Annotated in this window: 14 protein-coding genes and 1 pseudogene; 7 read left to right on the top strand and 8 right to left on the bottom strand. The window is 41.6% G+C overall.

Translation table 11 applies throughout. From position 1 onward, the window contains the following. Nucleotides 1-820 precede the first annotated feature (820 nt). Both mfd and ACQ2HE_RS15000 read right to left on the bottom strand, forming a co-directional pair. A complete protein-coding gene (gene mfd / locus ACQ2HE_RS15005; protein ID WP_430899998.1) occupies nt 821-4,189 on the bottom strand; it encodes a transcription-repair coupling factor in 3,369 nt (1,122 codons plus the stop codon). Between the two features lie 147 nt (nt 4,190-4,336). Next, nucleotides 4,337-4,801 carry a carboxypeptidase-like regulatory domain-containing protein gene (locus ACQ2HE_RS15000; RefSeq protein ID WP_430900000.1) on the bottom strand — a complete coding sequence of 155 codons (465 nt, stop codon included), beginning with the start codon at nt 4,799-4,801 and terminating at the stop codon, nt 4,337-4,339. 81 nt (nt 4,802-4,882) lie between these two features. Between ACQ2HE_RS15000 and ACQ2HE_RS14995 the strand changes: the two genes are divergently transcribed. Together ACQ2HE_RS14995 and ACQ2HE_RS14990 are read left to right on the top strand one after the other, a co-directional pair. Continuing rightward, nucleotides 4,883-8,656: a S8 family serine peptidase gene (locus tag ACQ2HE_RS14995; protein WP_430900002.1), complete on the top strand. Its 3,774-nt coding sequence runs from the start codon at nt 4,883-4,885 to the stop codon at nt 8,654-8,656. 189 nt (nt 8,657-8,845) lie between these two features. Then, nucleotides 8,846-9,568 (top strand): ferredoxin--NADP reductase, encoded by a 723-nt coding sequence (locus ACQ2HE_RS14990; RefSeq protein ID WP_430900004.1) that lies wholly within the window; start codon nt 8,846-8,848, stop codon nt 9,566-9,568. Between the two features lie 54 nt (nt 9,569-9,622). On the opposite strand, the gene ACQ2HE_RS14985 is transcribed toward ACQ2HE_RS14990, so the two are convergent. From ACQ2HE_RS14985 to dtd, 4 genes are all read right to left on the bottom strand, one after another. After that, nucleotides 9,623-9,892, bottom strand: a complete 270-nt coding sequence (locus tag ACQ2HE_RS14985; RefSeq protein ID WP_430900006.1) for a hypothetical protein — start codon at nt 9,890-9,892, stop codon at nt 9,623-9,625. 89 nt (nt 9,893-9,981) lie between these two features. Next, nucleotides 9,982-11,430 (bottom strand): glycine--tRNA ligase, encoded by a 1,449-nt coding sequence (locus ACQ2HE_RS14980; RefSeq protein WP_430900008.1) that lies wholly within the window; start codon nt 11,428-11,430, stop codon nt 9,982-9,984. A 194-nt stretch (nt 11,431-11,624) separates the two neighbouring features. Beyond that, entirely contained in the window at nt 11,625-11,957 is a 333-nt protein-coding gene (locus ACQ2HE_RS14975) for a nucleotide pyrophosphohydrolase (protein ID WP_430900010.1), read from the bottom strand. Further along, entirely contained in the window at nt 11,957-12,409 is a 453-nt protein-coding gene (gene dtd / locus ACQ2HE_RS14970; protein WP_430900013.1) for a D-aminoacyl-tRNA deacylase, read from the bottom strand. The genes ACQ2HE_RS14975 and dtd overlap by 1 nt, the downstream gene beginning before the upstream one ends. A 17-nt stretch (nt 12,410-12,426) precedes the next feature. Here dtd and arfB point away from each other — a divergent pair. The 3 genes and pseudogenes from arfB to ACQ2HE_RS14955 all read left to right on the top strand — a co-directional run. Next, nucleotides 12,427-12,834, top strand: a pseudogene (gene arfB / locus ACQ2HE_RS14965) (alternative ribosome rescue aminoacyl-tRNA hydrolase ArfB); the annotation flags it as partial. A 1-nt stretch (nt 12,835) separates the two neighbouring features. After that, complete coding sequence (locus tag ACQ2HE_RS14960; RefSeq protein ID WP_430900015.1) at nt 12,836-13,597, top strand: MbnP family protein; 762 nt, start codon at nt 12,836-12,838, stop codon at nt 13,595-13,597. Further along, nucleotides 13,597-14,640: a cytochrome-c peroxidase gene (locus ACQ2HE_RS14955; RefSeq protein WP_430900017.1), complete on the top strand. Its 1,044-nt coding sequence runs from the start codon at nt 13,597-13,599 to the stop codon at nt 14,638-14,640. Before ACQ2HE_RS14960 ends, ACQ2HE_RS14955 begins: the two co-directional genes overlap by 1 nt. Here the strand turns inward: ACQ2HE_RS14955 and ACQ2HE_RS14950 are convergent. Next, entirely contained in the window at nt 14,637-15,299 is a 663-nt protein-coding gene (locus ACQ2HE_RS14950) for a hypothetical protein (protein WP_430900018.1), read from the bottom strand. The two genes, ACQ2HE_RS14955 and ACQ2HE_RS14950, sit on opposite strands and share 4 nt — an antisense overlap. Nucleotides 15,300-15,398: 99 nt before the next feature. Between ACQ2HE_RS14950 and ACQ2HE_RS14945 the strand changes: the two genes are divergently transcribed. Beyond that, nucleotides 15,399-16,913, top strand: a complete 1,515-nt coding sequence (locus ACQ2HE_RS14945; RefSeq protein ID WP_430900020.1) for a lipopolysaccharide biosynthesis protein — start codon at nt 15,399-15,401, stop codon at nt 16,911-16,913. Here ACQ2HE_RS14945 and ACQ2HE_RS14940 read toward each other — a convergent pair. Further along, on the bottom strand, nt 16,910-17,560 hold the full coding sequence (locus ACQ2HE_RS14940; protein WP_430900022.1) for an MBL fold metallo-hydrolase: 651 nt from the start codon (nt 17,558-17,560) through the stop codon (nt 16,910-16,912). The two genes, ACQ2HE_RS14945 and ACQ2HE_RS14940, sit on opposite strands and share 4 nt — an antisense overlap. A 79-nt stretch (nt 17,561-17,639) precedes the next feature. Between ACQ2HE_RS14940 and ACQ2HE_RS14935 the strand changes: the two genes are divergently transcribed. After that, complete coding sequence (locus tag ACQ2HE_RS14935) at nt 17,640-21,116, top strand: BamA/TamA family outer membrane protein (RefSeq protein ID WP_430900024.1); 3,477 nt, start codon at nt 17,640-17,642, stop codon at nt 21,114-21,116. Nucleotides 21,117-21,122 lie beyond the last annotated feature (6 nt).

Here is a 21,122-nt window from a genome sequence, read left to right as displayed (position 1 = left end):
TTGTGCTATTGAAATAAACGGTCTCCAACATTTCATGACATACTATTTAATGAGCGATAACGCTTCGATAAAAGTGTACTCTTCTATCGAAGCGACTCCTCCCGCCGATATTTTGAGCGGACCCCACTAGGTCCCTGAGCGGACCGCAGGTCTAGCCGAAGGGCCGACGTGGGTGCCACGAAAAATATCGAATGTTTAATAAAAAATACGGCGTCATTCCGAACGACTGAGTTTGCAAAGCAAACGAAGAAGAGAGGAACCTCAAAACGCGTTGTTTAAAATGGACTTCTTTTAATGCGATTCTTTCTCAAAGCTCACCAATAAGTTTTTGAGCTGGGGCAATATACAAGTTACCGGTTTCATTCTGTGCTTTTACACAGTAGCATGAACTTGAGTATCATGTTTCAATAGTGTTGCAACTTAAGAACTTGAAAACTAAATAACTAAAAAACATCAGTGCATTAAGTGACAAAAACGCTTTCAAAGAAGTCGCTTCTCTAACAACGCGTTTTGAGGTTCCTCTCTCGCTGCGGCTGCTTCGCACCCTCGCTCGTTCGGAATGACGGGCTTGGGGTTAAAGGACCCAGATTTCTCGCATCCTTCTTCAGACCTGCGGCCTTGCGAAGCATGCTCGAAATGGCTTCGAACATCGTTTTCGGCAGAGAAGGACGAATGATACTTACAAAATGAAATCGTTTAAGATAAATAAAAAGTATGCAACGGAGTAAATGTAAGAGTAAGGAATCCTTCCTTTTGATACCATCAGTTTTTCTTGATTATCCAATAGCACAACGCGTTATTAACTATTAATTCTTAATTATTAATTATTAATTGCTTTCTCCATTCTCCTCAAAAACCGCAATAAACTCTCCATATTCTTAATATCCTCTACTACCAACAGGAACAATTTACCCACTTGTTTTAGTCTGGCTTGGCTGGTGCCTTTTTGAATGAAGTTTAGTAATTGTTTGAACACTTCCGATTCGAAATAAGGCGAATCGGGTTTATTGATGAAGTAACATTTCAAGGTGTCGTCTTTCAACAACATTTTTTCGAAGCCCAATTTGATCGCAATCTTTCTGCTTCGAACGGTATCAAACAAATCTTCTACTTGTTTGGGAACAGGACCGAAACGGTCTTTTAATTCAGCATGAAAGGCGATCAATTCTTCCTCCGTATCACAGTTATCGAGTCGACTGTACAAACTCAGTCGCTCAGTAATACTTTCTACATAAGAATCCGGTATGAGAATTTCAAGATCAGTATCGATGGTACAGTCTTGTACAAAATCTTCTTGCTTGGAAATTTCTTCTTTGAATAAGCTTCTAAATTCTGTACGCTTCAATTCTTTGATGGCTTCGTCCAAAATTTTCTGATACATTTCAAAACCTATCTCCGCCATGAAACCACTTTGTTCACCACCCAACATGTTTCCTGCCCCTCGAATATCCAAATCGCGCATCGCAATCTGGAATCCGCTGCCCAATTCACTGTGTTGCTCTAAGGTTTGCAAACGCTTTCTGGAATCGGTTGGCAAGGTGCTCATTGGTGGGGCTAGCAAATAAGCAAATGCTTTTTTATTGCTTCTACCCACTCGACCTCTCAACTGGTGCAAATCACTCAATCCGAACTGATGGGCATTGTTTACGATAATGGTATTCACATTCGGAATATCAACTCCACTCTCCACAATATTGGTACAAATGAGTACATCGTATTTCTTATCGATGAAATCGAATATACGTTCTTCCAATTCATGCCCTTCCATTTGACCGTGGGCGTATCCAATACTCAGATCCGGACAAAGACCTTGAATGAGTCCGGCCATTTCAGGCAATCCTTGCACCCTATTGTGAATGAAGAAAACTTGGCCTCCTCTTTCGGTTTCATAATAAATGGCATCCCGAATAAAATCTTCCTGAAACACGTGTACTTCGGTTTGAATGGGCTGACGGTTGGGTGGCGGTGTATTGATGATACTCAAATCTCTGGCACCCATCAAACTAAACTGCAAGGTTCTTGGGATAGGCGTTGCAGTAAGCGTTAAGCAATCAATATTGGTCCGTAAGGTTTTGATCTTTTCCTTATGTGCCACTCCAAATTTCTGTTCTTCATCAATAACCAAAATCCCAAGATCTTTGAACTTCACTTCTTTTCCCAAAATAGCGTGAGTTCCTACCAATATGTCGATCTTTCCTTCTGCAAGTTTTTGGAAGGTTTCTTTTTTCTCTTTGGAGGTTTTGAAACGATTGATAAAATCGACGGTTACCGGGAAGTCTTTCAATCGTTCTTTGAATGTTTTGTAGTGCTGGAACGCCAAGATGGTGGTTGGAACCAAAACAGCTGCTTGCTTCCCATCAATGCAGGCTTTAAAAGCAGCGCGTACAGCAATTTCAGTTTTACCAAAGCCAACATCACCGCACACCAGTCGATCCATCGGCGAAGGCGATTCCATATCTTTCTTCACATCGGCAGTAGCCTTGCTCTGATCGGGTGTGTCTTCATATATAAAGGAAGCTTCCAATTCGGTTTGCATGTAGTTGTCTGGCGTAAATGCAAAACCTTGTTCGGCTTTACGTTGTGCGTACAATTTGATCAAATCGAAAGCGATCTCTTTAACCTTGGTTTTCGTCTTTTCTTTCAATTTCGCCCAAGCGTCGCTACCTAACTTATTGACTCTGGGAACCTGCCCTTCTTTACCGGTATATTTAGAAATTTTGTGAAGCGAGTTAATGTTTACATAGAGGATATCGCTGTCTTTGTAAATAATTCTCACTGCTTCCTGAAGTTTTCCATTCGCTTCAATTTTTTGCAAGCCGCTGTAGACTCCTACGCCATGATCGATATGGGTTACATAATCGCCCGGCTGCAATTCACGCAAGGTTCGAAGGGTAAGCGCTTTGTTCTTATTGTAGGCTTGTTTAACCTTGTATTTGTGATAGCGTTGGAATATTTGGTGATCGGTATAGCAAACCAGTTGACGTTCTTCATCAATAAATCCCTCGTGAACTGAAATGGGGATCGGAGTAAACTGTATCTCTGCTTTCAGATCTTCAAATACACTGTACAAGCGCTCTAATTGGCGCGGGTTTTCAGCAAACAAGCAAAGAGTAAATCCTTTTGCGATCCACGATTTTAGATCCTTGATCAACAAATCGAACTGTCTATTGAAAGCCGGTTGTGCTTTTGTTTGAAAAGAGATGAACTCATGAGGACCCGTCACTTCCAAAGGTTTTGATTCGCCTTCGAAACTTTGACCGTAAGTAACTACAATCGATTTGGAAAGGAAATCAATTGCGGATTGAGTGGAAATAAAATCGTTTGTGGTTAGATCTGCTTTATGAATTTTATCGTCTTCTTCTACAAATTTTGACTTTCGACTAGAAGCAGCTTCTGTAGCTCGTTGGTCTTTTACTTCCAAGAAAATTTGTAAGTCCTCTTCTTGTTGCAACAAGCGATCGAAACTCAAGGAAGTGTTGGCAAACCAATAAATAGTTTGTTCCGGCAAGAAATCGAAGAGCGATGCTTTCTCACCCGAATCGAATTGGGTTTCAACATTCGGGATGATGGTTACTTGCAATAATTTCCGTTCACTGAGCTGCGTTTCAGGATCCACGATTCGAATGGAGTCTACATCGTTTCCAAACAATTCAATACGATACGGTTTCTCATTCCCGTAGGAATAGATATCCAAGATACCACCTCGCAAAGCGAATTGGCCGGGTTCGTATACAAAATCGGTTCGCTCAAATCCATAGTCCACCAATTGTTGCATTACTCCTTCCACATTCAACACATCGGCTTGTTTGATGTGAATCATGTTTTTACTCAGCGCACTCGGCAATACTACTTTTTCGAACAATGCTTCCGGATAGGTCACCAACATCCCAATTCTATTCCCTGTTTGTGTGGCAAATTTGGTCAATGCCTCTGTTCGAAGCATTACGTGAGAGGGATTGAGTAACTCAAAGTTCTTACGGTTTTTAAAACTGGAAGGGAAGTAAAAAATATTGAGTGCGTTGGTGATATTCTCCAACGAATTGTGCATGTAAGCCGCCGTTTCCGCATCTTCGCACACCACCACATGGTTCAATTGAGCACAAGAAGGATGATTGAAAATTCCTGATAAGGTGAAGGCGGGCGCGCTTCCTTGCAAATTTTTCAGCGTGATCTGTTGAGGCCCGGACATAGTTAGCCTGTCCGCCAGCTTAAAAAGGAGGGGTGATTGCTGATAATGCTGTAAAAGTTCGTCCAAACTCGTAACCACTTTCCGATCTGTAATTAGGCTGCAAAATTACGAGAAATTCGGGAAAGGAAAGGTAGAAAGCGTTGTGGTTTAGTAAACTGCTCCATCGTTCACTCGTATATTCAATTCAGACCACTTCTTTTTTATCACTACAACCGTATTAATGGCACCATGCTCGTTAAAAGAATTGGCATAGAGTAAACCGTTCTTTTCTACAAAAAGGGAATACTCACCCGGAGGCAACGTAACTTTAAAACGACCGGCGCTGTCTGTAGCAATTGTTTTGATCAATTTGGTAATAACAGAAGAATAGAAAGTAGGTTTCCCTGCTTCTTTGGTTTGAGACAAAAGCGTGCGCTCGTATATAAAAACTTTGGTTGGAAAAGGCGCAGGAGCAGAACGTTTGATATCTGGAGAGGGCATCTGATTTCCAGACACTTGCGTTACTATCCCTTGAATTCCTTGTTGTTTTTTACAGAAAAAAGACCGGAAGGAACTTGAAACAACCGAAATTGAAATCAAGATTACAAATAGTGTGATTTTTTTCGCCTTCATAGCTATCGTTTTTCTAAATTTATACGTATAATATAAGACGGTGTTACCGTTTTTTTGTTAGAATATCCAAATTAAGCCATTATGAGTCGAATTCGAGTGCTAGTTCTGTTGTTAGTGAGCCTTCCTTTTACGGTTTTTGCTCAGGTAACCACTCAAACTAAAATTTTACGGGAAGCCGCTCAAAAGCAAGCCGCCCTTGAAGCTAAGACGAAAGAAGAGTTGTTGAAGTTGGCAATTCAAAAGAATTGGCCTTTAACCATTCAAAATAGCAAAGGACAGTATGCCATCCTTGTGGGAACCGATTTTCAGGGTTACCCCATGTACACCACTACAACCAATAACACGGTGGCCGCTGCTACCATTGGAACCAACCAGTTATGGCCCGGTGGTTTAAGCGGACTCAACCTAAGTGGATCAGATAATAGTGTTAAAGGGAAACTCGGTATTTGGGATGGCGGAAAAGTGTTGGCTACCCACCAAGAATTTGGAACAAGAATTTCACAAGTAGATGCTCCTACCGATGTAAGCGACCATGCTACACACGTAGCCGGAACCATGATTGCCAGTGGATTGTATCCCTTGGCAAAAGGAATGGCTTTTGGTGCTCAGCAGTTAATGGCTTACGATTTTAATAATCATTTGTCTGAAATGTTCACCGCATCCGGTGGCCTACTTGTATCGAACCACTCCTATGGCTCGATCGCCGGTTGGAGGTACAACGATGCACAGAGCCGTTGGGAATTTTGGGGTCAAGCCAACACCAATGAAGATTACAAATTTGGATACTACTCAAATGAAGCGCAGGTATGGGATTCTATTGCCTACAACGCTCCTTACTATTTGATTGTAAAATCGGCCGGTAATAACCGTAGCGAAAATGGCCCCACGGTTGGTTCGCCTTATTGGCGCTATGATGCAAGCGGGAACATGGTTTCTTCGGGTAATCGACCTGCAGGCATCAGTGACAACGACGGATATGATATTATCCCCACTTACGGTGTGGCAAAAAACATTTTAACTGTAGGCGCAACGGAAGCATTGGAAACAGGTTACAGCAAGGCATCCGATGTATTGATTTCGGATTTCAGTAGCTGGGGACCTACCGATGATGGTCGTATTAAGCCCGATGTGGTTGCAGATGGCGTAAACCTATTGTCTACCTATGGTACTGCTAACAATGCTTATGCAATTTTAAGCGGTACATCTATGTCAACCCCTTCAGTTTCCGGTTCAATTTATCTATTGCAAGAATACTATGCTCGTTTGAAAGGCGGATCTTTTATGAGAGCGGCCACTTTGAAAGGGTTGGTAATTCATACAGCAAGTGAAGCCGGATCGGACCCCGGACCTGATTATGTGAATGGATGGGGCTTGGTAAACATCCCTGCTGCAGCTAACATCATTAAATCAAACAATACAAAACAATTAATAAGAGAAGAGGTATTGAACAACGGAGGCACGTTCACGCTACCGGTTGTGGTTTCCGGTGATGGTCCATTTGCAGCTACTATTAGTTGGACGGATCCAAAAGGGGCGGTTGAAACGGTTAGTTTGTTAGACAACCCGGCAATTAAGCTAATCAACGACTTGGATATTCGCATCAAAAAAGGAGCTACTACTTATCAACCATGGACATTGAATCCGGCAGCTCCTGCATCTGCAGCGGTAGCCGGTGATAATATTCGCGACAACGTTGAAAAAGTTGAAGTTTCAGATGCAGTTCCCGGAGCCACTTATACTATTGAAGTGAAACATAAGGGTACTTTAGAAAGAGGAACACAAGCATTTTCATTAATTGTATCGGGAGTGGGAGGAACAGCCTATTGTGCTTCTGCGCCAACAAGTACAACCGGTAGTCGTATAGACAGTGTGTCAATTGGTGCTACCCTTCGCAAAGGCAATCCTGCAGGTTGTACCGGATATACCGATTATACATCACAAACAGCAGAAATTGAAGCCAATTCTACACTGCCCTATTATGTGAAAGTTTCGAGCTGTGATGCCACTACCACCAATAAAGTGGTTAAAATTTTCATTGATTTGAACAGTGATGGCGATTTCGCAGATGCGAATGAATTGATTGCAACAAGTGCTGTTATCAATGGTAACGGGGTATTCTCCGGTAATGCCACCATTCCTTCAGGCATCACTACCAATAATGCGAGCATCATGCGCATCATTGTACAGGAAACATCTAATCCAGCCGCTGTAGTAGCTTGCGGCACTTATACCAATGGAGAAACACAAGATTACAAAGTGAAGTTTGTGACTTCATCGAAGGATGTTGGGGTATTTGATATCGTATCACCAAGTTCTGGTGATTGCGCTAGCGGATCACAATACATTGTGGCAACCATCAAAAATTTTGGTCGCGTTGCACAAACGAGCATTCCGCTTACAGCGGTTGTAAAAAATGGAGCAACTACCATTGCAACCATTACAGAAACCTATCCAAGCAGCATTGCTGATTTGTCTTCTGTTCGATATACCTTCCAAACACCATTCACTGCAGTTGCCGGTGCCACATACACTATTACAGTAACTACGGGATTAAGCGGCGACCAAAATGCTTCGAACGATATAGCTACTTCGTCTGTTACCATTTCATCTGTAGGCTCAGGATCTGCCGGAACAGGTGCGATCTGTTCGCCCACTCAGGCAATTCTAAAAGTAACCAATCCGGTATCGGGTAATTTGTATTCATGGTATGAAACAGCGAATGGCACTACTCCTTTAGGCGTGGGTAGTACTTTGAATACATCAACAATAACGGCAAATAAGACTTATTACCTGGCTACCAATGAACCCACAACTACTAAGGTAGGGCCGGCAAACAAAATGGTGTATACCGATGGAGGATACAATGCATTTGCTGGTAACTTTATTCGCTTTAGTAACAGCGTTCCGGTAATGATTCAATCGGCAAGATTGTATACGGGCAATGCCGGTCAAATTACCTTCATTGTGGCAAACCTTGTGAGCTTCAACGAGTCAACCGGTTCTTATTCTTATCAGCCTTTGGCATCAACAACTATTGATGTTTGGGCAACCGATCCAACTCCTCAAGCGGGTGCACAAACCGGAAATGACCCTGCCGACCTTGGAGCTGTATTTACATTGAACCTACCTGTTGAAACTACCGGAGATCATATAATAATTGTACAGTGTGCGAATGGTGCTACTTTGTTCAGAAACAATAATCTTACCACCAATCCTTATCCGTTTACAATTCCCGGAGTATTCTCAATAACCGGAAACAGTGCCACTTCAGCAACAGATGCAACTTTATATCAGAAGTTCTACTATTTCTTCTATGATATGAAGATTGCGCTCGGTGATTGCGCTACTTCAAGAACAGCTGTGGTTGCTACCAATGCAACTGCACCAACTATCAGTGCAAGTGGCAATACTTTGAGCAGCACTGTAGCCGGTTCGTACCAATGGTATCAAAACGGTACGTTGATCATTGGCGCCAACAATCAAACTTATACAGCTACTTCCAGTGGCACTTATAAGGTTGTGGTGAGTGATGCAGCTGGATGTAGCCTAACATCAAATGAAATCAGTTTAACAATTACTGCGGTTACTGAAATTGATGGATCTACTATTACATTGAAAGCAACACCGAACCCAAGCAATGGAGTGTTCAATGTTAGTTTCGAAATGAAGAAAAAAGGAACCACAGTAGTAAGCTTGTTGAATGCTACGGGTCAGGAATTGTATGAAAAATCATATCCTGATTTTATAGGTAAATACAATGAAACGCTCACGGTTCCCGGAAAATCAAAAGGAATCTACTTATTGAAAATTCAACAAGGAGATCGAATTTATTTGAAGAAAGTAATCGTTCAATAAACCATAATTGTCAAATGCCTCAAACCTCTCCAAATTTCATGGAGAGGTTTTTTTATTTTAATAGCACAATTGTACTTTTTATTGATTTTTTAGTTAGATTGCAGCAACGATTGCTAGCCATTAAGGCATGCTTATTTTTTCGAGGCCGTTTTCAACGGCCTCAACTATTTTTACGAAAAATAAGAAGATATGTTATTACCGTGGCGAACCGGAATTGTAGAGAAGTTTGAAAATTTAACCGCACACACGCGCCGCTTTTGGATTCGTGTTCCGGAACCGGAAAGTTTTGACTACAAAGCCGGACAATTTGTAACCTTCGATTTGCCCATACACGAGCGTCCGAACAAAAGACTGAGAAGTTATTCCATCGCTAATGCTGCTGATGGCTCCAATAGTTTTGAATTATTGATTGTTCAACTTCCCGATGGAGCAGGTTCAAAATATCTTTTTGAAGAAATTCAAATTGGTTCGGAGTTGAAATTCAGAGGACCACAGGGTGTTTTTCTTTTGCATCAACCCATCATCAAGCCAATTTATTTTATTTGCACCGGCACCGGCGTAGCACCGTTCCGAGCAATGCTACAAGAAATAAGACAAAAGGGACTTGAACATCATGATTTGCACCTCATTTTCGGCACCAGAACACAAGAAGATTTATTGTATAGAGCCGAATTTGAAAAAATGCAGCAAGAATGGCCTTCATTTCATTATCACCCTGTTTTATCGAGAGAAGAATGGTCGGGAAAAAAAGGATACGTACATGAGGTATATGAAGAATTGATCGCACAGTCTGAAAATAAAGAAGCAAGCTTCTATTTATGTGGTTGGAAGAACATGATTGATGAGGCCAGAACGAAGCTGGCAGCACTGGGATACGACAAGAAAGATGTTCATTTTGAAATCTATGGATAAAAAAAGAGGCTGTAAAAACAGCCTCACTTAGTTAAATATTACTTCAGGAAACAATTACTTTACCAACGCTCCCTGCTTCTTGGTCTTCTGTTCATCTTTGCCTTGTGCAATTGAAATAACCGGAATTCCGGGATTGTCTAATTGACGCAGCAATTCAATTTTCTCTCTCTGTAACTGCAGGATTTGATCGTGATTGCGCAGCAAGTCTGTTTCAACATCCTTGATACGTCTTTTCAGTTTGTTCTCATTACGGGTTCTAATGAAATAGCCAACTATTACAGCAAATAATAAAAGGCCGGCTCCAAGATAAGGACTAACGTACATAATTACATTTAGAAGGTTTAATATGGGGTTAGGATGATACCAAACTGTAATTCAATATCACATTGCAAAAGTACCCCAGCTTTTGGAGCCTAGAAAATTTCTTTATTAACCAATGTGAGTATCGAATCGATGGATATGCGTTCCTGTTGCATCGAATCTCTGTAACGAATGGTAACGGTATTGTCTTCCTTCGTTTGGTGATCAATGGTAACACAGAAAGGAGTTCCCAAAGCGTCCATTCTTCTATAGCGCTTACCGATGGTATCTTTCTCCTCATAGAAACAACGGAAATGCGGCTTGCAATTGTCCATGATTTGGCGTGCAATTTCCGGAAGTCCATCTTTCTTCGTGAGCGGCAACACGGCTAATTTTATCGGAGCCAGTTTCGCAGGAAATTTCAATACTACACGACTGTCTTGCTTCTCCGCAGTACTCAAATCTTGCTCTTCATATGCTTCGCTTAGTACCATCATTACGGTTCTATCTAAACCAATAGACGTTTCAATTACATATGGAACATAGTTTTGATTTATCTCGGTATCAAAATAGTTCATCTTCTTTTTGCTGTAAAGCTGGTGCTGACTTAAGTCAAAATCTCCTCTTGAGTGAATGCCTTCTACCTCTTTGAAACCGATCGGGAAATCGTACTCAATATCACAAGCGGCTTTGGCGTAGTGAGCCAGTTTAACGTGGTCGTGGAAACGATAGCGATCGGGTGAAATGCCTAAACTTAAATGCCATTTCATGCGTGCTTCTTTCCAGTATTCATACCATTCACCTTCTGTACCGGGGCGAACAAAGAATTGCATTTCCATTTGTTCAAATTCGCGCATGCGGAAAATGAACTGGCGAGCCACGATCTCGTTTCTAAAAGCTTTACCAATTTGAGCGATCCCAAACGGCACTTTCATTCTTCCCGTTTTCTGAACATTTAAAAAGTTCACGAAAATACCTTGAGCGGTTTCCGGACGGAGGTAAACTTTGTTATCGGCATCATCAGATGAAGCAGTAGAGCCAAACTCAGTTGCAAACATCAGGTTGAACTGACGCACGTCGGTCCAATTCACAGTTCCACTGATGGCGCAAGCTATTTTGTATTCTTCGATCAACGCTTTTAAACCGGCCAAATCATCTTGGGCTTGAAGGGCCTCCATTTTTGATATGAGGGTTGCGGCACCAGCTTCATCACCATTGGCTTTGAGTTGGTCGGCATACCCTTCAATCAAATGGTCTACACGATAGCGCTTTTTACTGTCTTTGTTATCGATCATTGGATCGTTGAAGTTGTCAACGTGTCCACTTGCTTTCCAGGTGGTTGGGTGCATAAAAATGGCTGCATCGATCCCTACAATGTTTTCATGCATTTGGGTCATGCTCTTCCACCAATAATCACGAATGTTTTTCTTCAATTCACTACCCATTTGGCCGTAGTCGTACACTGCTGCCAAACCATCATAAATCTCACTAGAGGGGAAAATAAATCCGTACTCTTTGCAATGTGAGATAATCGCCTGAAATTTATTTGTTTCTGTTGCCATAAGTGGTGCAAAAATAAGAAGGGGGAATAATTAAAAATTAATAATTAATAATTAATAATGAAACAGCCAAAGTCAGGATGATTGGGATTCCAGTCTATTTGAGGCGGTTGGGGTGAAAAGATATTATTTAAATGCATCAAAAGCCCAAAGCCTAAGACCTAATGCCTTTCTTTTAATTATTAATTGTTAACTACTTACAGCTTCGGATTGTTCTTATGCCTTTCCGCGTCGCGGGCTGTTTTTTTGGCCATGTTTTTCTCAAAAGCTTCTGTGAGGTTCACACCGGTTTGGTTGGCCAAACAAATGAGTACCCATAGTACATCGGCCATTTCATCGGGTAGTTGTTTGGCTTTTTCTTCGTTTTTAAAGCTTTGATCTCCGTAAGTGCGGGCCATAATTCGGGCCAATTCTCCCACTTCCTCGGTCAATATCGCCATATTGGTGAGTTCACTGAAATAGCGAACCCCAATGGTTTTGATCCATTCGTCTACTCTGTTCTGGGCTTCTTGGAGCGTAATATCCTGCATTATTCTTTGTTTTTGGAATCGATGATAATGGTTACGGGACCGTCGTTGATGAGAGCAACTTTCATATCGGCCCCGAATTCGCCTGTTCCAATTGGCTTTCCGAGATCGGTTTCAAGTTGCTTGATCATAGCCTCGTACAACGGAATGGCTATCGGGGGCTTTGAAGCCTTGATATAAGAAGGTCGGTTACCCTTTTTAGTGGCGGCATGTAAGGTAAATTGACTTACCAGAATAAGGTCGCCATTGATGTCTTTTAAGGAGAGATTCATGACGCCGGCCTCGTCGTCGAATATGCGTAACTGGGTGATTTTTTGGCTGAGCCACTCAATATCCTCCGTAGTATCCGCATCTTCAATTCCTACCAACACCAACAAACCCTTTCCAATGGCAGATCGTATTTCATTGTGGATGGTTACGGAGGCTTCTTTCACCCTTTGTATAACAACGCGCATAAATGTAACTTTGAAACATGAAGATAGATGTTTCCAAAGAAATCAGTTTTACCACCGCTAGAAGCGGAGGGAAAGGCGGACAAAACGTTAACAAGGTGGAAACCATGGTGTTGGGGTATTTTGATATTGTTAACAGCGCCCTATTGGATGCCGACCAAAAAAGTAGGATATTGGAGAAACTAGCTACCAAAATCTCTACTGATGGTATCCTGCAGGTTAAAAGTCAGGAATACAGAAGTCAATTAGAGAACAAAGAAGCGGTAATCAAGAAAGCCAATCAATTGATTGAAGCCGCTTTAAAACAACCCAAGAAAAGAATTGCCACCAAAGTGAGCAAGGCCGCGAAAGAAAAGCGACTCACAACCAAGAAAAAGCAATCTGAAAACAAACAACAAAGAAGAAAAATTGATCGTTCTGACTTTTGATATGCGTTTCTTCCAAAAACTACCAATATTGGTATTGATAGTAGTAAGTTTTTTGTGTTCTTGCCAAAAAGAACCCAAATCAACCCAAGGAACAACCAATCTTCAACTAAAGTTTGAAGCGAGGGTTGATGCCAATCCGTTCAGTTTTGGCACTACTTATACGAATGGGTTGGGAGAATCATATACCGTAAAAACCTTCAAGTTTTATATACACGACATTGTGCTGAAAACCGCTAATGGCGTTGAATTTCCAATTGGAAGTACGGTTCATTATTTCGTGAATTTCGCTGATACCGCCAGCTTGCGAATTCCTTTAAGTGTAACTGCAAAAGAATATACCTCTATTTCATTTAAAATAGGGGTAGACAGTACACGCAATTTCAGTGGGGCTCAAACAGGAGCATTGGATCCTACAAACGGCATGTTCTGGACTTGGAATACCGGCTATATTATGGCGAAGCTAGAGGGCAATTCGCCTGTTTCAACAGCAAGTAATAATGCATTCGAATACCACATCGGTGGCTATAAAGCTGGCGAGAATGTAATTCGTTCAACCACACTCGGTTTTCCTTCCGGTGCAGGTCTTAATGTTACTGAAAAAGGAAATTCAGTGATAACCATAAGCGCTAATATCAATAAATGGTTTAGTAGTGCTCATGCCTTGAAAATAGCCAGCAATCCACTGTGTACCACACCGGGTGCCTTGGCTATGTTGTATGCCGATAACTACCAACAATTGTTCACCGTAAGCAGTGCTCAATAATGACCATAAGATGGACCATACGAATTTCGGCATTACTGCTCATAGGGAGTTTACTCATTTATGCTTGTAGCAAAAAAGATACAGCACCCGCTACTACCCCCATTAGTTTTACGGTACCCGATGGCTTTCCAACGCCTGTATACAATTTTAGCACCAACCCATTAACAGAAGAGGGGTTTCAATTAGGAAAGAAATTGTTTTACGATGGAAAGCTTTCTAAAGACGGAAACTTCCCTTGTGCCTCTTGTCATCAGCAATTTGCCGGATTTGCTACTTTCGACCACGATCTTAGCCATGGATTCAATAATCAGTTTACCACTCGAAATGCTCCGGGCATTTTTAATATGGCCTGGCAAAAAGAATTGCATTGGGATGGAGGCGTAAACAACCTCGAAGTACAACCGCTTTCTCCCATCACTGCTCCCAATGAAATGGCGGAAGACATCGCAACAGTGGTAAAAAAATTAGAAGCAGACAGTACGTATCCTGAACTTTTCAGAAAAGCATTTGGCGACCGCAGTATTAACAGTCAACGCATATTGAAAGCCATCGCTCAATTTGTTGGGAGTATGGTTTCAGCCGATAGCAAATATGATAGAGTGCGAAAAGGAACGGCCATTTTCAGCGATGCTGAGGCCATGGGATATTCTATTTTCAAAGCAAAAAAATGCACCTCTTGTCACGTAGAGCCTCTGCTTACTGATAATAGCTACCGCAATATTGGAATGGCGCTTAACCCAACCATCAATGATTTGGGAAGAATGCGCATTACCGGCAAATCGACCGACTCGTTGAAATTCAAAGTACCCAGCTTACGAAATGTGATGCTGACCTTCCCCTATGGTCATGATGGTCGATTCTATTCAGTAAGAAATGTAATGGATCATTACAGTGATGGCGTAATAAATGGTCCTACCACAGATAGTTTGGTGGCCAATAAAATTCCCCTCACCGCATTGGATAAGTTCTATCTGACGCAATTCTTTTACACGCTAACAGATTCTACGCTTTTAAAGAACAAACGCTTTACGGAAGGATTTTAGGTCTTGCGTTTGTTACGCATGGCTTCCAACACCAATCGTTGCTTCGCCAATTCAGTTACTTGTTTCGATTTTTCCTTGGTAGCGTCTTGCAGTTTTTCCTCGAGATTTTTTATTCTTCGAACCAAACTGGTGGAATCGTCAGTGAGATCGTTGATCTTGTTTTGAATCTTAATGATGGCGTCTTCTTGTTTTTTGATCTCCACTTCCAAGTTGTAGGCTTCAATTTGAGGAAGAAGGTTATTGAGAAATTTCTTAGCTGCCTCAATTAAAGATGGGTCGGTTTCGTTGGTGGCGAAATCGGTGGCATTTTTTTGAATTACCAAGTAAACAGTAGATTCTGTTACATCGCGTTGGGTCTTTTGTTCGGTTTTGAAATAAAGATCTACCGGTTGGTCCCATTCCGGAAGTCGAGCTCCTTTGTAAACATAAAAATTGCTCTTGTTCAAATTGATCAAGCCTCGGCTTTCTTTTCCTTTGTTTCCCAACTGATCCATTTTCTGCTTAATAGCGCCCTCCACAATTTCTTGCGGATATTGGGTGAAGACGACCACGGCTTGTCGGTCCACTTTTTGCAATTCAATTCTTCCCAATTGGGCTTGTCCGAAAGAAATCAAACAGGCCAGGGAAGCAAAAACCGTAAAGTATAGTTTCTTTAACATAAGAAGGCTTTAAATGCGTTCAACAAATTTAAGGCAGCAGTATGTTAAGAAAGCTGATTTCTTACGGCCATCCATTAAATTTGTCAAAATATAGATGATTTGAGCGGCATAAAAAAATTAGCAGGGCAAACAGTATGGTACGGTCTACCCCGTATCATGGCCCGATTTCTAAATTTCGCGATTAGTTTACTCGGTTTCCAGTTATTTGATCCGAACGGGTCTTATGCCTATACCCAGATCTATTCCGTTATTCCCTTTTTAAATATTTTATTTACCTACGGCTTAGAAACCAGCTATTTCCGATTTGCACAGAATAAAGACAGAAGTGAATTGTACAATACCTTGATGGTATCAGTTCTTATTACCACCACAGTTCTTTCCTTGATTCTTTATTGGCTGCGTTCGCCTTTAGCCGACTTTATTGGAATGAGTGATCATCCGGAGTATATGTTGTGGATGATTGGGATCTTGTTTTTTGATACCCTTTATACCCTACCCATTTCCAAGCTTCGTTTGGAAGAAAGGCCCAGGAAATATGCTTTTGTAAACGTATTCAGTATTTTACTGAACATCGCCATTGTGTTGTTTTTCTATTATGTAGCAAAACCGGCGCATGAAAAAACACCTTATACGTTCTTAGGTCAATTGTATGATCCCAAAGTGGGTATCGGCTATTTTGTATTGGCGAATTTATTTGCCAGTGCTATTTCATTACTCTTACTCTACAAAGAATTTTCTGCTTTCAAGTTCCGATTCAATTGGGGATTATGGAAAGAAGTGATGAACTACTCTTATCCGCTGATCATTGTGGGATTTGGAGGTATGATCAATGAAATGCTGAGCAGGCTGGTGTATCAGCGCGTGCTTTCACTTCCCGTAAAACAAGAACAATTTGAACTGGGCGTTTTTGGGGCCTGTTATAAGTTGGCGGTACTGATCACCATCTTCATTCAGGTATTTCGATTGGCCGCGGAGCCCTTCTTCTTTAATCAATCGAAAAATGAAAATGCGCAGAAAACATATGCCCGAGTAATGAAGCTTTTCGTAATAGCCTGTTGCTTCATGTTTCTAACTGTGGTGCTATTCTTAGATGTTTGGAAGTATTTGATTGCGCGCACTCACCCCGAATACGCGCAGGGTATTTATATTGTTCCAATTCTTGCCATGGCGAGCGTATTCTTGGGTATTTATTACAACCTATCAGTGTGGTACAAACTCACCAACAAAAACATGTTTGGTGCATACATTACTGTGGCGGGAGCCATTATCACTATTGTGTTGAACATTCTCCTGATTCCGAAGTTCCATTACTACGGAGCCGCATGGGGCACTTTCGTATGTTACGCCTTCATGATGGTAGTGAGTTATACGCAGGGGCAGAAGTACTATCCGGTGCCTTATGCGAAGAAAAAGTTGATAGCGTACTTGGTGATTTGCACCCTCTTGTTCGCTGTTCATGAAGCCATTAAAGCATTCATGAATGCTAAATCGGGTTACTTCATGCCGGTTTATCTGGTTTCGGGGCTGGCTTTAATGAGTTTATTTGGATTACTCATTCTAACAGTAGAGCGACAAGAACTCAAAAAACTGCCCTATGTTGGCAGATTTCTCTAAAACAACCCTTCATTCACATAAGGATTGTATTGCTTTTCGTAGCCGATAGTGGTTATAGGGCCATGACCGGAGTACACTTGCACTTTGGGCGGCAGGGGCCATAATTTGGTGCGAATGCTGTTCAATAGCGTATCATGATCGCCCCCCGGCAAATCGGTTCGGCCAATGCTGTTTCTAAACAATACATCGCCCGATAGAATAAACTCTTGGTCTTCTTTGTAGAAGCCCACGCTACCGGGCGAATGTCCGGGCATGAGTAATACTTGTAGACGCTCTTCTCCCAATACCACCTCCTCACCTTCTTTCACGAAGGCCACTTCTCCTGAATACGCATCAAAAGGGACTCCCCATTTCACTCCTGCCTCACCTGCTCTTTGGAGCACAGGCAGCTCTAATTCGTGTAAGTGTGGAATCAAACCCCAGGTTTCATAAGTAAACTTATTGCCAAATACATGGTCTAAATGGCAGTGGGTATTTAACAAAAGTTTAGGGGTCAACTGATTATCTTGTATAAAGGCTTTCAGTTGGGCCTTTTCATAGTCAAAATAACAGCCCGGATCAACGATCGCGCACCAACCTTTATCATCATAAATTACGTATGTATTTTCCTGAAAGGGACTGAAAGTAAACTGTTGAATGTTCAGCATTTTTGCGATGGTTTCATCCTGTTAAAAATATACCGGAAAGGCCAATTTGTAGTACCTTTAAAATTATTAAAGACCGGATATGCAAGTTCAAAAGATTAAGTTAAGCGCACAACATTTTTTTGGGATTTTGATGCTTTTGTTTGTGTCAGCTACTGCTGTGGGTCAGGTGAATACTGTGGAGTTTGGAAAGAACCGGGTTCAATACCGCAAATTCAAGTGGCAATACCTTCAAACGTCTAATTTCAACACTTACTACTACGAAAACGGAAAGCCATTAGCCGATTTTGTAATGCAAGTAGCTGAAGAAGAATTACCCGGAATTGAGCAGTTTGTAGAATACGGTTTGCAACGCCGCGCCAACATCGTGATCTATAATAATTTCAACGAAATGGAGCAATCCAATATTGGATTGTCGATCGATTGGCAAACCACCGGTGGCGTTACAAAGCTGGTTAATAATAAGATGATCGTTTATTTCGATGGTGATCACGCCCATTTGCGCAAGCAAATTCGTCAGGGCATTGCTCGCATATTGGTTGAAAACATTCTTTTTGGAGACGACTTAGGCGAATTCGCTACCAACCAAGCCCTACTTGATCTTCCTAAATGGCTGGTAGATGGTTATGTACAATATGTGGCTGAGAATTGGAGCGCCGACCTTGACGATCAACTGAAATCAGCTATTCTAAGTGGCGAGTTTAAAAACTTCTATCAGTTCGCTTATAAAAAACCGGATTTAGCAGGACATGCTTTCTGGCATTATTTCGAACTAAAACACAAGAAAGAAAACGTTACCTACTTTTTATACCTCGCTCGCGTTTACAGAAACTTGAACAGTGCCTCTAGCCGTATTTGCAAAATGAAGTTTAAAGATTTCGTGAAGAATTTCATGAAATACTTTGAAGAACAATACGAATTGGATTTGAAAGGCAGAAGAGATATCCCAAAAGGGAATGTAACGCTGGTGGAAGAAGTGAAAGACAATCACGACTTCTTGAAGTTCACGCCCAATCCGGCGCCTAGAAGCCAGACCTATGCCGTAGTTGAATACATCAAGGGCCAATCATGTGTGGTGTTGTATGAAAACATGATCGACAGAAAAGTATTATTGAAAACAGGTATACGCACGCCTGATGGTGAAAAAAATCCAAACTATCCACTATTGGCATGGGATGGAAAAGGTACTCGCTTAGCGGTAGTGTATTGGGCAGAAGGAAAAGTGAAGTTGTTTGTATACGATGCCGTGGCCCGTTTTAAACGCATCAAAATTGACCTGCCTGAATTCGAGACGGTTCAAGACATGAAATACATGTTGAACGAAAACACCCTGTTGATGAGTGCCGTTCGCAAAGGCCAGTCAGATATTTTTATTTACAAACTTGATAAGAACACATTCGAACAAGTAACCAACGACGTATTTGCCGATCTTGATCCTAACTTTGTAGCTTTTCCAAACAAGCAAGGAATCATCTTCGTTTCTAACCGCCCTTCACCTTATGCAAAGAGTGCAGATACCACGGTACCCGGCGATCGTTACAATGTATTCTTGACTGATATCTACAATAAAAGCGAGTTCCGCCAAGTAAGTCAGCTTACCAATTTGAAATACGGCAATGCTCGCTATCCGATGCAGTACAATGTGAATCACTTCACGTTTGTAACAGATGAAAGTGGTATTGGAAACCGTTTTGCCGGCTTCTTTACTACTGAAAGAGCGGGCTTAGACAGCGTATATGTGGTAGGTGACGAACGCTTAAGAAATCCATCCGACAAAGAATTAGATTCTACTTTAAAAGCCTGGGGTAAAGATGCTCCGGATACAGTTTTTACTTATTCGGTAACCAACGACTCTACTTATGTATTCTCTTTAACCAATTATCAAAGCAGTTTAAAAGAAACAAAAATTGCCGGTGACAATGGAATGGTAAGTGAAGTGCGTCAGCAAGGAACTGCAAAATACTTATATCGATTGAAGGTAGACGAAGCTACATTGAAGCGCAGGAACGTGAATCCGCGTCCTACTGAATATCGAAAGAAAACAATAACGGAAAAACAATTACAAGAGGCTGAAAAAATAGAGTTTAGGGATGCGCCGGAAGGGCAGGATACTACTAAGAAATCGGGTAGTTTCTTCGATACCGGATTCGAGGAAGAAGAGGCTAAAGAAAAAACGGACGCAAAGAAAAACCCTGAACCCGCGGAAATTCCTTTGGTGAAGAAGGCAAAGCGTTTTGACTACAATTTGAAATTCTCTGCCGATAACTTTAGTGCCGCCTTGTTCAATAACGATGTATTGATCAACCGCCTTCAACCTTACACTGGTTCATTACCGGTAGTATTGCAAAGCGGTGGCAGCTTTAACAGTATGCTGAAAGCTTCTGTGTTCGACTTGTTTGAAGACATTCGTTTCACCGGTGGTTTACGTTTGCCGCTATTAAGTGGAAATGGAGCCGGAGTGAGTGTAGGCAGCGGCGGTGTAGGAACTAATTTCGTATCCATCAATCAATCGCTTTTTGACGGTGGTGGTGAATGGTTTGCGAGAATCGACTATTTGAAAAAGAGAATGGATTATTCTTTGGTCTATTATCGTCAAACCAATATTGGTCAAGTAACAGGTATCAACAATACTACCAAGCCTTACGAAGGAAAGCAATTCTCTAACTTGTATCAAGGTATCATCAAATATCCTTTCGATAAAGTAAGAAGCTTGAAGATTTCTGCCGGTATACGCTATGACAAGATTGTAGTTAGAGCTAGTGACTTTGACACTTCGGCTTTAACAACAAAAGATCTTAACAAGCAAACCTATGCATTGGCTCGATTGGAATACGTTCACGACAATGCCATTTTGAAAACGCAGAATATCTGGAACGGTATGCGCTTTAAAGTGTACGCCGATTTCATGAGCAGAATGAACGATCCAAAGAACAGTGTGAACCCTCCTAAAGGGCGCGTTTCGTTCAACTTTGGTACCGATTTCAGATACTACTACCCTATTTACCGCAACTTCATTTGGGCCGGTCGTGCAGCAGCTGATTTCAGTTGGGGCGATCAAAAGATCTTGTATTACTTGGGTGGTGTAGATGGTTGGATGTTCCCACGCTATAGCAGAGATCCTCAGCCATCGAATGATTACTATGCGTATCAATCATTGGCCGTAAACATGCGTGGTTTCAATCAAAACGTAGCGAACGGAAACAATGCAGTGGTATTCAATTCAGAATTCAGATTCCCTGTATTCCAAACCTTGTTTAACAAGCCTATCAATAATGCATTCTTGAGAAACTTCCAATTGGTGCAATTCATTGATATGGGTTCCGCTTGGAATGGCTCTTATGGAAGTATCAAAAGACCTGAGATCATTTATCCAAACACTGATGGTTCTACCGAGATCAGAATTAGAGCAGGTGGTATTGGACCCTTTGTTGGAGGATATGGTTTTGGTGCTAGAAGTATGCTGTTAGGATATTTCATGAAATTAGATGCAGGTTGGGATATGAGCGGATTCTTCAGAGGCAAACCATTGGTTTACTTCGCAATTGGAGTTGACTTCTAAAAAAAC

The sequence above is a fragment of the Endoryza foliicola genome (assembly GCF_050589245.1).
Taxonomy (GTDB): Bacteria; Bacteroidota; Bacteroidia; order Chitinophagales; family Chitinophagaceae; genus Endoryza; species Endoryza foliicola.
Note: the sequence above shows the minus strand (reverse complement) of the source record. Positions and strands in the feature narration are given on the sequence as shown.

Coding starts and splice junctions, on each gene's coding strand:
- ACQ2HE_RS14975 (WP_430900010.1), bottom strand. CDS start 11,957: ATGCAGGATATTACGCTCCAAGAAGCCCAGAACAGAGTAGACGAATGG.
- ACQ2HE_RS14935 (WP_430900024.1), top strand. CDS start 17,640: ATGCAAGTTCAAAAGATTAAGTTAAGCGCACAACATTTTTTTGGGATT.
- ACQ2HE_RS14990 (WP_430900004.1), top strand. CDS start 8,846: ATGTTATTACCGTGGCGAACCGGAATTGTAGAGAAGTTTGAAAATTTA.
- ACQ2HE_RS14985 (WP_430900006.1), bottom strand. CDS start 9,892: ATGTACGTTAGTCCTTATCTTGGAGCCGGCCTTTTATTATTTGCTGTA.
- ACQ2HE_RS15000 (WP_430900000.1), bottom strand. CDS start 4,801: ATGAAGGCGAAAAAAATCACACTATTTGTAATCTTGATTTCAATTTCG.
- ACQ2HE_RS14960 (WP_430900015.1), top strand. CDS start 12,836: ATGCGTTTCTTCCAAAAACTACCAATATTGGTATTGATAGTAGTAAGT.
- dtd (WP_430900013.1), bottom strand. CDS start 12,409: ATGCGCGTTGTTATACAAAGGGTGAAAGAAGCCTCCGTAACCATCCAC.
- ACQ2HE_RS14950 (WP_430900018.1), bottom strand. CDS start 15,299: ATGTTAAAGAAACTATACTTTACGGTTTTTGCTTCCCTGGCCTGTTTG.
- mfd (WP_430899998.1), bottom strand. CDS start 4,189: ATGTCCGGGCCTCAACAGATCACGCTGAAAAATTTGCAAGGAAGCGCG.
- ACQ2HE_RS14955 (WP_430900017.1), top strand. CDS start 13,597: ATGACCATAAGATGGACCATACGAATTTCGGCATTACTGCTCATAGGG.
- ACQ2HE_RS14980 (WP_430900008.1), bottom strand. CDS start 11,430: ATGGCAACAGAAACAAATAAATTTCAGGCGATTATCTCACATTGCAAA.
- ACQ2HE_RS14940 (WP_430900022.1), bottom strand. CDS start 17,560: ATGCTGAACATTCAACAGTTTACTTTCAGTCCCTTTCAGGAAAATACA.
- ACQ2HE_RS14995 (WP_430900002.1), top strand. CDS start 4,883: ATGAGTCGAATTCGAGTGCTAGTTCTGTTGTTAGTGAGCCTTCCTTTT.